The organism is Pantoea sp. SM3640 (genome assembly GCF_015654165.1).
Taxonomy (GTDB): Bacteria; Pseudomonadota; Gammaproteobacteria; order Enterobacterales; family Enterobacteriaceae; genus Pantoea; species Pantoea vagans.
The window spans coordinates 3,561,671-3,573,703 of record NZ_CP064872.1; the positions used below are offsets into that span (position 1 = coordinate 3,561,671).

The window sequence follows — 12,033 nt, forward strand, 5'->3', positions numbered from 1 at the left end:
CTCAGCTTCCCGGCCGAGAGTACTGGATATATATTCAGTCTATTTTTTGTGCCATAATGACACGTTTATTCTGGCCGTGTCGGCAAGGCACGGTGAGTGCAGCTAATCCGGGAAAGGTGAATGGATAAGATCGAAGTTCGTGGTGCCCGCACCCATAATTTGAAAAACATCAACCTGACCATCCCACGCGACAAACTCATTGTGGTAACCGGCCTGTCAGGGTCCGGTAAATCCTCACTGGCGTTTGATACGCTGTATGCGGAAGGTCAGCGCCGCTATGTGGAGTCGCTCTCTGCATATGCGCGCCAGTTTCTTTCGTTAATGGAGAAGCCGGACGTCGATCATATCGAAGGTTTGTCGCCCGCCATTTCCATTGAGCAGAAATCCACCTCGCACAACCCACGCTCGACGGTGGGAACCATCACAGAGATCCATGACTACCTGCGTCTGCTGTTTGCCCGCGTAGGCGAACCGCGCTGCCCGGATCATGATGTGCCGCTGGCGGCGCAGACCGTGAGCCAGATGGTGGATCAGGTGCTTTCCCAGCCGGAAGGTCGTCGCCTGATGCTGCTGGCCCCGGTGGTGAAAGATCGTAAGGGTGAGCACACCAAGACGCTGGAGAATCTGGCGACGCAGGGCTACATCCGTGCGCGTATCGATGGCGAAGTGTGTGACCTCTCCGATCCGCCGAAGCTTGAGCTGCAGAAGAAGCACACCATTGAGGTGGTCATTGACCGCTTCAAAGTGCGTGAAGACCTGGCAACCCGTCTGGCGGAGTCGTTTGAAACCACGCTGGAGCTTTCCGGCGGCACGGCTATCGTGGCGGACATGGATGACAGCGACGCAGAAGAGCTGCTCTTCTCGGCTAACTTCGCCTGTCCGATTTGTGGTTACAGCATGAGCGAGCTGGAACCGCGCCTGTTCTCGTTTAACAACCCGGCGGGCGCCTGCCCAACCTGTGACGGCCTGGGCGTACAGCAATATTTTGATCCTGACCGCGTCGTGCAGAATCCCGAGCTTTCGCTGGCGGGCGGCGCCATTCGCGGCTGGGATCGTCGTAACTTTTACTATTTCCAGATGCTGCGTTCGCTGGCGGAACACCTCGATTTTGATATCGAAGCGTCATTCGGCAGCCTGCCAGACAATGTGCAGAAAGTGATTCTGTATGGCTCAGGCAAAGAGAGCATCGAATTTAAGTACATCAACGATCGCGGCGATACCTCGGTTCGTCGTCATCCGTTTGAAGGCGTGCTCAATAATATGGAGCGCCGCTATAAAGAGACGGAATCCTCTGCGGTTCGCGAAGAGCTGGCGAAGTTTATCAGCAACCGCGCCTGTGCCAGCTGTGAAGGCACCCGTCTGCGTCGTGAAGCGCGCCACGTCTTCGTGGAGAACACCACGCTGCCGACCATCTCTGAGATGAGCATCGGCCATGCGATGTCCTTCTTTGAAAACATGAAACTCAGCGGCCAGCGTGCGCAGATCGCCGAGAAAATTCTGAAAGAGATTGGCGATCGCCTGAGCTTCCTCGTCAACGTCGGCCTGAACTATCTGTCGATGTCACGCTCTGCGGAAACCCTATCCGGGGGTGAAGCACAGCGTATCCGCCTGGCCAGCCAGATCGGTGCCGGTCTGGTCGGCGTGATGTATGTGCTGGATGAGCCTTCTATTGGCCTGCACCAGCGTGACAACGAACGACTGCTTGGCACCCTGATTCATCTGCGCGACCTCGGCAACACCGTGATTGTGGTTGAGCATGATGAAGATGCGATTCGTGCCGCAGACCACGTGATCGACATCGGTCCGGGTGCAGGCGTACACGGCGGTCAGGTGGTCGCAGAAGGCACCGTTGATCAGATTATGGCGCAGGAAGAATCGCTGACCGGTCAGTACCTGAGTGGCAAGCGTGGCATTGTGGTGCCAGAGGAGCGCGTTAAAGGCGATCCGGCCAAAGTGCTGAAGATTACCGGCGCACGCGGCAACAACCTTAAGGATGTTACGCTGACGCTGCCGGTCGGGCTGTTCACCTGTATTACCGGTGTTTCTGGTTCGGGTAAATCGACCCTGATCAACGATACGCTGTTCCCGATTGCTCAGCGTGCGCTGAACGGCGCGACCATCGCCGAACCGGCACCTTACCGTGACGTGGCAGGCCTGGAGCACTTCGACAAAGTGATCGACATCGACCAGAGCCCGATTGGTCGTACACCGCGTTCCAACCCGGCCACGTATACCGGCATCTTCACGCCAGTGCGTGAACTCTTTGCGGGCGTGCCGGAAGCGCGTTCGCGCGGCTACAATCCGGGTCGCTTCAGTTTCAACGTGCGGGGCGGACGCTGTGAAGCCTGTCAGGGCGATGGCGTGCTGAAAGTCGAGATGCACTTCCTGCCGGACATTTATGTGCCGTGCGACCAGTGCAAAGGCAAACGCTATAACCGTGAAACGCTGGAAGTGAAATACAAAGGCAAGAGCATTCACGAAGTGCTGGAGATGACGATCGAAGAGGCGCGTGAGTTCTTCGATGCCGTGCCAGCGCTGGCGCGTAAGTTGCAGACGCTGATCGATGTGGGTCTCACCTATATCCGCCTCGGTCAGTCCGCCACCACCCTTTCCGGCGGTGAAGCCCAGCGTGTGAAGCTGGCGCGTGAGCTGTCGAAGCGTGGCACCGGTCAGACGCTCTACATTCTGGATGAGCCGACCACCGGCCTGCACTTTGCCGATATCCAGCAGTTGCTGGAAGTGCTGCATAAGCTGCGCGATCAGGGCAATACCATCGTGGTGATTGAGCACAACCTCGATGTGGTCAAAACCGCAGACTGGATTGTCGATCTTGGTCCGGAAGGCGGCAGCGGCGGCGGTGAAATCCTGGTGGCGGGTACGCCAGAAACCGTGGCGGAGTGTGAGAAATCCCACACAGCGCGCTTCCTGAAGCCCCTGTTACAGAAGTAATTCTCTCAGGCCCGCCGCGTGCGGGCCTTTTTTATCCCCTGCCGATTCAGCCAGAAAAATGCAGAATCAGGCAAGATTCAGACATGTATAGGCATATACGCTTTTCCTCACGCTGACTATCCTTAAGCGGTTCCTCTTTGGCACGCCCCTGGCGTCGCCCTGTTTTCGCAGCACATCCACGCTGCTGCACATCATCAAAAAACACTCACGACACATCGAAACTGGAGACACCATGAATATTACGCATGCGTATGCTGCTCAGGATGCAAAATCCAAACTGGCACCGTTCGATTTTAAGCCGCGTGAGCTGCGCGCCCATGACGTTCAGCTTGAGGTGCTGTTCTGTGGCGTTTGCCACTCAGACCTGCATCAGGCCCGTAATGAGTGGAAAAACACTATTTTTCCCGTCGTTCCGGGGCATGAAATTGTGGGTCGCGTAACTGCTGTTGGTCCACAGACGCAGAAATACAAAGTCGGCGATCTGGTTGGCGTCGGCTGTATGGTCGATTCCTGCCGCAGCTGTCCGAGCTGTCAGCAGGGTCTGGAGCAGTACTGCGAAAACGGCTTTGTCGGCACCTATAACGGCGAAGATCGCGAAACCGGCGCCATTACCTACGGCGGCTACTCAACGTCGATGGTGGTTGATGAAAGCTTTGTGCTGCGGATCCCGGAAAACCTGGAGCTGGCGGGCGTGGCACCGCTGCTGTGTGCCGGTATCACCACCTATTCGCCGCTGCGTCACTGGAATGTCGGTCCTGGCAAGAAAGTGGGTATCGTAGGCTTAGGCGGCCTGGGCCATATGGGCGTGAAGATTGCGCATGCCATGGGCGCACATGTGGTGCTGTTCACCACCTCACCATCCAAAATTGAAGATGGCAAACGTCTGGGTGCCGATGAAGTGGTGATCTCCAAAGATGCGGATCAGATGGCGCAGCACGCGAACAGCTTTGACTTCATCCTGAACACCGTGGCGGCTCAGCACGATCTCAATCCGTTCATCACCCTGCTGAAGCTGGATGGCAACATGACGCTGGTGGGCGCACCGGAGCACGATCATCCGGCACCGCAGGTCTTTAACCTGATCTTTAAACGTCGCAGCATCGCCGGTTCACTAATTGGCGGCATCGCGGAAACCCAGGAGATGCTCGATTTCTGTGGCGAGCACGGGATTACGTCAGACATTGAGCTGATCGCGATGGACCAGATCAACGAAGCGTATGAGCGCATGCTGAAAAGCGATGTGAAGTATCGCTTTGTTATTGATATTAACACCCTGCGCGATCAGTCTGCCGCGTAAGCGGTCTGATCTGAAACCCTCCTGCTCAGGTAAGAGGGTTTTTTATTGCCGTTTAACGGGCAGCCGCCGCCTGCTGGTATGAGGCATCGACCAGATAGTAGATCTGCGAATCTTTCAGCGAACCGTCGAGGAACAGCGTGCTCCAGTGAGACTTATTCAGATGCTCGCTGGGAATAATATCGCTGTGCTCATCGCGCAGCAATTCGGCCAGCGCTGGCGTCGATTTCAGCGAGACGGCGGGCCGCCCTTTTACCTCGTGCACCATTGCAAACAGCACGCCGTTACTTTTAATCTGTGTAGCCTTCCAGTCATTGTGGACGCTCTGCTCCGCGCCCGGCTTGCTCATGCAATAGGTCAGTAAGTCTGAGTTATTCATTACGACTCCCCTTGTAAAGTGGCGATAATCCGCCTGGCACCGCCATCAATGCGATGCTCGCCCAGCCAGATACCCTGCCAGGTGCCCAGCACCAGACGTCCCCGCTGAACCGGTAATAACAACGAACCCCCTAAGGTCGATGATTTGATGTGCGCTGGCATATCATCACGTCCTTCGTAGTCGTGCTGATAAGGCGCATTCTCCGGCACGTGCCGCATGAAATGCTGCTCCATGTCGCTGCGCACCGTCGGGTCGCAATTCTCGTTTAAGGTTAACGACGCCGAAGTGTGCTGCAACAGCAGATGCAGCAGTCCGGTTTTGATATCACGCAGTCCGGAAAGCGAATTAACGATCTCATCGGTGACCAGATGAAACCCGCGCGACTTCGCCCTCAGCGTTATAGTTTGTTGATGCCACATAGCTTATTCCTGAAACGGTTATCCCGTTTAAGTGTGCAGCATGTCGCCGAAAGGTAAACCCTGACCCATAAAAAAACCGCCAGAGAAAACCCTGGCGGTCTTGTTTACAGCCTGGCTGCTGTTACATCACGGCAGCAAACGCTTCCGCTACCTGATGCACATTTTTGCTGTTCAGACCGGCCACACACATGCGGCCGCTGCCCACCAGATAGATGCCAAATTCGTTACGCAGGCGATCAACCTGCTGCGCACTCAGGCCGGTATAGCTGAACATGCCACGCTGCTTCAGCAGGTAGTCGAAGTTTTTACCTGGCAGCGCGGTGCTCAGTACGTCCACCAGCGACTGGCGCATCGCAAGAATGCGCAGACGCATCGCCTCTACTTCAGCCAGCCAACTGGCCTTCAGCGCCTCATCGTTGAGGACGCGTGCCACAACCTGCGCACCAAAATTTGGCGGGCTGGAGTAGTTACGGCGAACGGTAGCTTTTAACTGGCCCAGCACACGTGCTGACTCTTCGGCACTGTCGCAGACGATAGAGAGACCGCCTACGCGCTCGCCATAAAGCGAGAAGATTTTGGAGAAGGAGTTACTGACCAGCGCAGGCAGACCAGCCGCCGCGACCGCGCGCAGGGCATAGGCATCCTGTTCCATACCCGCACCAAAGCCCTGATAGGCGATATCCAGGAAAGGAATCAGCTGCTGTGCTTTCAGCACCTCAACGGTCTGATCCCACTGCGCATCCGTCAGGTCAGCGCCGGTCGGGTTATGACAGCAGGGATGCAGCAACACGATGCTCTGCGCGGGCAGGGTTTTCAGGGTGCTGATAAAGGCATCAAACCGCACACCGTGGGTTTCGGCGTCATACCAGGGATAGGTATTTACCTCTAAACCTGCACCGTTAAAAATCGCGATGTGGTTTTCCCAGGTCGGATCGCTGACCCAGACGGCAGACTGCGGGAAGTAGCGCTTGAGGAAATCCGCGCCGACTTTCAGCGCGCCAGAACCACCCAGAGTCTGAATCGACGCAATACGGCCCGCTTTTAATACCGGATGATCGGCACCAAACAGCAGCGGTGCAATCGCACTACGGTAGCTGTTCAGCCCTTCCATTGGCAGATAGAGCGATACCTGATGCGGCTCAGCATAGATCTGCTCTTCGGCAGCCGCTACAGCCTTCAGTTGCGGGATAATGTTCTGTTCGTCGTAATAGAGTCCGATACTCAGGTTAACTTTGTGTTCGCGTGGGTCTTGTTTGAAAGCTTCCATCAACGACAGAATCGGATCGCCAGCATAGGCATCAACGTTTTGAAACACGGTGTAGGTCTCCATGATTGGTCCGTAAGCGGCGGATTAAACCCGATAGCGTCCCGGACGGTGGTTCATTGCAATAATCAGGTTCAGGATCACCGCACCCGCAATCGACGCGAGCAGGATGGGGCCACTCACCACAAACAGTGACGCCAGCACGACGCAGGTATCGACTGCCATCTGCAGTTTACCCGCGCGGATCCCAAAGCGATCCTGTAGCCACAGCGCCAGAATATTGATGCCGCCCAGGCTCGCCTTATGACGAAATAACACTATAAACCCGATTCCCATGATGACGTTACCGAACAGTGTCGCATAGAAGGGGTTAAGGTCAGAAAAGTGGACGAACAGCGGGTGCAGCTGGGTGAAGAGCGACACCAGCCCGACGGCGCAGAAGGTTTTCAGGGTAAATTCCCAGCCCATGCGTTTAACCGCCAGCCAGTAAAACGGGATGTTGATCAGGAAGAACGCGCTGCCGAACGAGAGCGGCGAGAGATAGCTGATCAGAAAGGCGATACCTGCGGTGCTGCCGGTCAGCGCACCGGCCTGTTTCAGCATAATGACGCCGAACGAGACCATCAGAGTGCCGAGCACCATCGCCAGCGCATCTTCAATGCGCGAATGCGGAACGCGGGTGGGTTCTGCGATGTTATCCATGGGGGTTTTCTCAGTGCAAATGATGCGGTTCCGATGCAAAAAACGCACCATCGTCACAGCACTGAACGGCTGTAAAGCGGATGCCAGCGATATCCCGTTGATATCTAAGGCGCTTTATAACGGAACTTTGTGCATGAATTTCGACTGATGCCGTCAACCTATGCGCCAAAGCCATCTTAAATGCGCGTTATTTGCATTAACTGCCGCCAGTGTGCACCAAAATCGCACAGCACGCACTCTTTTAGCGCGTCTTCTCTCCGGGGATCATCATCAGCCCGTTCTCTTTCATTCGTCCCAGTACCACGGAGGTTTTCACATGGGAAACGCTCTGGTGTCCGGCAACTAACTGGCTGATTAACGCACTGAGGGAGTTGAGATCGGCCACCGCCACCTTGAGGAGATAGTCTGCATCACCCGTGGTTTTGTAGGCATCCACAATCGCCTGCTCCTGCTCCACCATGCGGTGAAAGCTCTCGACATATTCGGCGGTGTGATTAATCAGGCGCACCTCTATTAATCCCACCATGCCAAGCCCGATGGCATCAGGTGACAGCCGGGCGTGATAACCCAGGATGAGGTTAGCCTGTTCCAGATTGATACGGCGGCGGGAACATTGAGAGGCAGAAAGGCCGACCAGATCGCTGAGTTCCTGATTGGTCAGACGGCCGTTAGATTGTAATAAAGTCAGGATTTTAAGGTCGTAATCGTCTACGTGAGTCATTCCGTTTCCACAGCGTAATGGGCGTCGCTTTGTTACAGATAACCCGATAACCCGAGAGGTTGTCCAACACTATTTTCTGATGATGAGGGCTGTCATGCACAGATCGTGCATGACAGCACAAAGCGGAGATTATTCGTCGTCGTATTGCGGACCCGCGTAGTTGTCGAAGCGTGACCACTGGCCATTAAAGGTCAGGCGCACCGTACCGATCGGGCCATTTCGCTGTTTACCCAGGATGATCTCGGCAATCCCTTTCAGATCGCTGTTCTCGTGGTAAACCTCATCGCGATAGATAAACATGATCAAATCCGCATCCTGCTCGATCGAACCCGATTCACGCAGATCCGAGTTGACCGGCCGTTTGTCAGCACGCTGCTCCAGTGAGCGGTTAAGCTGCGACAGCGCCACCACCGGCACATTCAGTTCTTTGGCCAGCGCTTTCAGCGAGCGGGAGATTTCTGCAATCTCCAGCGTACGGTTGTCCGACAGTGACGGCACGCGCATCAGCTGCAGGTAGTCGATCATGATCATACTTAAGCCACCGTTTTCACGGTAGATGCGTCGGGCGCGCGAACGCACCTCGGTGGGCGTCAGGCCAGAAGAGTCATCGATGTACATGTTCTTCTTCTCCAGCAGGATGCCCATGGTGCCGGAGATGCGCGCCCAGTCCTCATCATCCAGCTGTCCGGTTCGGATGCGGGTCTGATCGACGCGGGAAAGTGACGCCAGCATACGCATCATGATCTGCTCGCTGGGCATCTCCAGACTGAAGATCAGCACCGGCTTCTCCTGCAGCATGGCGGCGTTTTCGCACAGGTTCATCGCAAAGGTGGTTTTACCCATCGATGGACGGGCGGCAACAATAATCAGGTCAGAGCCCTGCAGGCCGGCAGTCTTTTTATTGAGGTCCTGATAGCCAGTATCCACGCCGGTGACGCCGTCATGCGGTGTCTGATAGAGCGATTCGATACGGGAGACGGTTGATTCCAGAATCTGCTCAATGTTTTTCGGGCCAGCATCTTTATCCGCACGCGCTTCCGCAATTTTAAAGACGTTCGACTCTGCGAAGTCGAGCAGCTCTTCGCTGTTACGTCCCTGCGGATCGTAGCCGGCATCAGCAATCTGGTTGGCAACGGAGATCATCTCACGTACCACTGCGCGTTCGCGCACAATGTCAGCATAAGCGCCGATGTTCGCCGCACTCGGGGTATTTTTCGCCAGCTCAGCCAGATAGGCGAAGCCACCGGCCATCTCCAGTTCGCCGCGGGTTTCCAGCGATTCAGAGAGCGTAATCAGGTCGATGGGTTTGCTGTTTTCCAGCAGCCGCTGCATCTCGGAAAAAATCAGCCGATGCGAGCGGTTGAAAAAATCATTCGCGACGACGCGCTCAGAGACGTTATCCCAGCGCTCGTTATCCAGCATTAACCCACCGAGCACCGACTGCTCCGCTTCCAGAGAATGCGGGGGCATTTTCACGCCTGCGAGCTGGCGATCCTGCGTTTCGTTCGATTTGTTGGTGGGTTTATTTCCTGCCATAGTGAATGCATTACCGATCTTCTGTGGGGACGCGCAAGTATACCTTAGTTGGGGTGCGCGCCTCACCCTCATGATGAAACAATCACAGGAGTCAGAATGGCAAAGCGTATTCAGTTCAGCGCGCATGGCGGCCCGGACGTCTTAGAGTGGACAGATTTTGAACCTGCTGACCCGGCTGAACATGAAGTGCAGGTTGAGCATCGCGCTATCGGGATTAATTACATCGATACCTATGTTCGCAGCGGGCTCTATCCGGTTGCCGCTTTTCCCTCTGGCCTGGGAACGGAAGCCGCAGGTGTGGTGTCGCGGGTTGGCCGTGGCGTGACTCTGTTTAAACCTGGCGATCGCGTAGTCTACTGTCTGGCATCGATGGGGGCCTATAGTGAAGTGCACAACGTAGCGGAAGATCGCCTGATGCATCTTCCGGAGGCGATCAGCTTTGAGCAGGGTGCGGCAAGCTATCTGAAAGGGCTGACCACGCAATATCTGCTGCGCCAGACCTATAAAATCAGCGCCGGTGAGACCTTTCTGTTTCATGCCGCGGCGGGCGGCGTCGGGTTAATCGCCTGTCAGTGGGCAAAAGCGCTGGGTGCGCATTTGATCGGCACCGTGGGTTCAGCGGAAAAAGCCACGATGGCGAAAAATGCTGGCGCATGGGAGACCATTAATTATCGCGAAGAGAATATTGCACAGCGCATCAGCGAACTGACAGAAGGGAAAAAAGTGGGTGTCGTGTATGACTCCGTGGGTAAAGATACCTGGGAAGCATCGCTGGATTCGCTGCGCCGTCACGGTCTGATGGTCAGTTTTGGTAATGCATCGGGTCCGGTGACCGGCATCGATCTGGGCATTCTGAATAAGAAAGGCTCGTTGTTTGTGACCCGACCTTCCCTGTTTGGCTATATCACCAATCGCCAGGAGCTGGAAACCGCCAGTGCCGAGCTGTTCTCCCTGCTGGCGAGCGGCGCGATCAAGGTTGATGTGCCGGAGCAGCAGAAGTTTGCGCTGAAAGAGGCCAGCCAGGCGCATCAGATGCTGGAGAGCCGTGCCACGCAGGGATCCTGCCTGTTAATCCCGTAACAGCCAGCACCCCGTAAGCAGCAAAAAGGGCCTCCCGTGGGAAGCCCTCTTCTTTTTTTTATTTTTTTTTCGCGCTGGTGTAGGGACAGCGGCGATAAATTCATGTCGAGTCGATGGCACATCGATTTGACGACAGGCATCCTGCCAGAAAACATAAGTAAAAAATATGTTTAATTGCAGATCAGCGCCGAACAATCTCTCACACTGTGATCGCTACCGCATTTAGCGCCAGCCTTTGCGGTCTAACCTGTTGATCTTACGTCTCAGCTTACGGCGCGCTCGCGCATCGCTATCGCCAAAAAAGGCACGATGCAGCCATACAGCGATGACCGCCAGCACCAGCCACGGCAACACTTTGATAACAAGTGCAAACAGTCCACCGACAAACATCACGAGGGTAGCGACCACCAGTGCCGCCAGCACGCCCAGCAGTGAAACGCCGGTCAGCAACAGCATCAGGAAAAACCCCAATACGAATAAAATTTCCACGTCAGCGCTCCTTTTAAAATCAGTTGTTATAGCTATTACAAAAAGCGTGCCAACTGATAACTTATTGATTTAAAGCTGAAAAGGATTAAAAAAGGTGTAGCGACCTGGTGAGAAAAACCACATTCTGGCGTAAAAAAAACCAGCTTATCAGAGCTGGTTTATCAGGGTTACGATCACGGATCAGACTTCCTGTGGGATCTCATCCGCCACCAGCGCCAGCGCGGCTTCCAGTACGCGAACATCCGCCCCCGGCTTGTGAGCGTTTTCACTCAGGTGACGTCGCCACTGGCGGGCGCCCGGAATACCCTGGAACAGTCCCAGCATATGGCGTGTGACGTGTCCCAGATACGTGCCCTTCGCCAGTTCCGCTTCGATATAGGGATACATGGCGCGCACCACTTCCACCGGGTTTGCCGCCGGGTGCTGACGACCAAACAGCGTCTGATCGACCTGCGCCAGAATGCCGGGGTTTTGATAGGCTTCGCGTCCCATCATCACACCGTCCAGGTGCTGCAGGTGGGTCTGTGCCTCTTCCAGCGTTTTTACGCCGCCATTAAGCGCGATCGTCAGATGCGGGAAATCCCGTTTCAGCTGATATACGCGTGGATAGTCCAGCGGTGGAATTTCGCGGTTCTCTTTGGGGCTGAGGCCAGAGAGCCAGGCTTTGCGCGCATGGATGATAAACGTCTCACACTCACCGCGACCTGCCACCGTGCCGATAAAGTCCGTCAGGAATTCATAGCTGTCCAGCTCATCAATCCCGATGCGGGTTTTCACCGTCACCGGAATCGATACCACATCGCGCATCGCTTTAATCGCATCCGCGACCAGATTCGCCTCGGCCATCAGGCAGGCACCAAAACGACCATTCTGAACCCGATCCGAAGGACAGCCGACATTCAGGTTTACTTCATCGTAGCCGCGCTGCTCTGCCAGCTTCGCACACTGCGCCAGCGCCGCCGTATCGCTACCGCCAAGCTGCAACGCGACCGGATGTTCCGCCTCGCTGTATGCCAGGTAATCCCCTTTGCCATGAATGATCGCGCCTGTGGTCACCATTTCGGTGTAGAGCAGCGCGTCACCGGTCAGCTGACGATGAAAATAGCGACAGTGGCGATCGGTCCAGTCGAGCATGGGGGCGATAGAGAAACGTTGCGAAGAGAAATTAGGCATGAAGCGCAGACAATCCGGTAATTAAGG

Annotated in this window: 11 protein-coding genes; 3 read left to right on the plus strand and 8 right to left on the minus strand. The window is 55.5% G+C overall.

All coding sequences use genetic code 11. The features are described from left to right. Positions 1-120: 120 nt before the first annotated feature. Both uvrA and IV493_RS16555 read left to right on the plus strand, forming a co-directional pair. Entirely contained in the window at positions 121-2,949 is a 2,829-nt protein-coding gene (gene uvrA, locus IV493_RS16550; protein ID WP_033784472.1) for an excinuclease ABC subunit UvrA, read from the plus strand. Between the two features lie 232 nt (positions 2,950-3,181). Beyond that, positions 3,182-4,246 carry an NAD(P)-dependent alcohol dehydrogenase gene (locus IV493_RS16555; RefSeq protein ID WP_013359787.1) on the plus strand — a complete coding sequence of 355 codons (1,065 nt, stop codon included), beginning with the start codon at positions 3,182-3,184 and terminating at the stop codon, positions 4,244-4,246. Positions 4,247-4,298: 52 nt separating this feature from the next. Here IV493_RS16555 and IV493_RS16560 read toward each other — a convergent pair whose 3' ends face one another. The 6 genes from IV493_RS16560 to dnaB all read right to left on the minus strand — a co-directional run bounded on the left by IV493_RS16560 (position 4,299) and on the right by dnaB (position 9,264). Beyond that, the gene (locus tag IV493_RS16560) at positions 4,299-4,622 is read right to left on the minus strand and encodes an MmcQ/YjbR family DNA-binding protein (protein WP_013359786.1); all 324 of its coding nucleotides are present in this window, start codon (positions 4,620-4,622) and stop codon (positions 4,299-4,301) included. Next, on the minus strand, positions 4,622-5,041 hold the full coding sequence (locus IV493_RS16565) for a secondary thiamine-phosphate synthase enzyme YjbQ (RefSeq protein ID WP_195857464.1): 420 nt from the start codon (positions 5,039-5,041) through the stop codon (positions 4,622-4,624). Before IV493_RS16565 ends, IV493_RS16560 begins: the two co-directional genes overlap by 1 nt. A gap of 121 nt (positions 5,042-5,162) precedes the next feature. Continuing rightward, entirely contained in the window at positions 5,163-6,356 is a 1,194-nt protein-coding gene (locus IV493_RS16570) for an amino acid aminotransferase (protein WP_195858195.1), read from the minus strand. Between the two features lie 36 nt (positions 6,357-6,392). Then, positions 6,393-7,007, minus strand: coding sequence for a YitT family protein (locus tag IV493_RS16575; protein ID WP_033734896.1), 615 nt, complete (start codon positions 7,005-7,007; stop codon positions 6,393-6,395). 241 nt (positions 7,008-7,248) lie between these two features. Continuing rightward, positions 7,249-7,728, minus strand: coding sequence for an Lrp/AsnC family transcriptional regulator (locus IV493_RS16580; protein WP_003855753.1), 480 nt, complete (start codon positions 7,726-7,728; stop codon positions 7,249-7,251). A gap of 129 nt (positions 7,729-7,857) precedes the next feature. Further along, positions 7,858-9,264, minus strand: a complete 1,407-nt coding sequence (gene dnaB / locus IV493_RS16585; RefSeq protein ID WP_033734894.1) for a replicative DNA helicase — start codon at positions 9,262-9,264, stop codon at positions 7,858-7,860. Between the two features lie 96 nt (positions 9,265-9,360). Here dnaB and IV493_RS16590 point away from each other — a divergent pair, with 96 nt between their 5' ends. Next, positions 9,361-10,344 carry a quinone oxidoreductase gene (locus IV493_RS16590; protein WP_033784470.1) on the plus strand — a complete coding sequence of 328 codons (984 nt, stop codon included), beginning with the start codon at positions 9,361-9,363 and terminating at the stop codon, positions 10,342-10,344. Between the two features lie 222 nt (positions 10,345-10,566). Here the strand turns inward: IV493_RS16590 and pspG are convergent, their stop codons facing one another. Continuing rightward, a complete protein-coding gene (gene pspG / locus IV493_RS16595) occupies positions 10,567-10,833 on the minus strand; it encodes an envelope stress response protein PspG (RefSeq protein ID WP_095706365.1) in 267 nt (88 codons plus the stop codon). 180 nt (positions 10,834-11,013) lie between these two features. Beyond that, positions 11,014-12,006, minus strand: a complete 993-nt coding sequence (gene dusA, locus IV493_RS16600; protein WP_195857465.1) for a tRNA dihydrouridine(20/20a) synthase DusA — start codon at positions 12,004-12,006, stop codon at positions 11,014-11,016. Positions 12,007-12,033: the final 27 nt, after the last annotated feature.